The 642-nt window shown below is 39.6% G+C and carries 2 protein-coding genes; both read left to right on the forward strand.

Features of this window, described 5'->3' with window-relative positions; translation table 11 throughout:
- Positions 1-92 precede the first annotated feature (92 nt).
- Entirely contained in the window at positions 93-251 is a 159-nt protein-coding gene (locus DY78_RS16335; protein ID WP_169817050.1) for a hypothetical protein, read from the forward strand.
- 6 nt (positions 252-257) lie between these two features.
- Complete coding sequence (locus tag DY78_RS01735; protein WP_235810625.1) at positions 258-593, forward strand: YopX family protein; 336 nt, start codon at positions 258-260, stop codon at positions 591-593.
- The last annotated feature ends 49 nt before the right edge of the window (positions 594-642 follow it).

A 642-nucleotide genomic window follows, 5' to 3' on the forward strand; every position in this document is an offset into this window, starting at 1 on the left:
TTTAATTCCAGAGGATTAATCATGATAATCGTCAAGGAACCAACTAACGAGGAACGCAAGCGGGCGTTTGAAGCGTTCGGGGAGGATTGAAAATGAGTATTAGAAATAAAATCGGTTTGGTAATGGCATTATTGTTTTGTTTGGCACTCATTATTGCGAACTTTTTAGATGGATTTTGGCATGGGATTACTTTTATCGGTGTTACAGCATGGGTTGTGATAGCGCTGGAACTATCGAGTTCTAGGAGATGATTGGGGATGGCGACGATGATTAAGTTTAGAGCGTGGGACAACGAGTGCAACGTAATTAGAGACTATGACGAATTGAAATGTTTGACCTTGGACGCCTTAGACGCAAGTGATTTTAAGCTTGAACAGTTTACCGGCTTGAAAGACGTGAACGGCAAGGAAATTTATGAAGGCGATATTCTAGAAAATCGGAAGTACCGGTCAATTGTTAAATTTGCTAGCGGTAAATTTTTAGCTGACGTAGTTGGAACTATCAGCAGATTTGACCTTATAGGTGAAACTCACGGTTCAAAGGTTATTGGTAACGTTCACGAGAACACAGATCTACTGGAGGAAAAGAAATGAATGTAGTTCAAGTTGATGAATTAAAGATTGCAGTCAAAGCACATAATAT

Source organism: Lactiplantibacillus fabifermentans DSM 21115 (genome assembly GCF_000498955.2).
GTDB classification, from domain to species: Bacteria; Bacillota; Bacilli; order Lactobacillales; family Lactobacillaceae; genus Lactiplantibacillus; species Lactiplantibacillus fabifermentans.

Bases quoted from the DNA above. Each gene is read 5' to 3' on its own strand.
- DY78_RS16335 (WP_169817050.1), top strand. From the start codon at position 93: ATGAGTATTAGAAATAAAATCGGTTTGGTAATGGCATTATTGTTTTGT.
- DY78_RS01735 (WP_235810625.1), top strand. From the start codon at position 258: ATGGCGACGATGATTAAGTTTAGAGCGTGGGACAACGAGTGCAACGTA.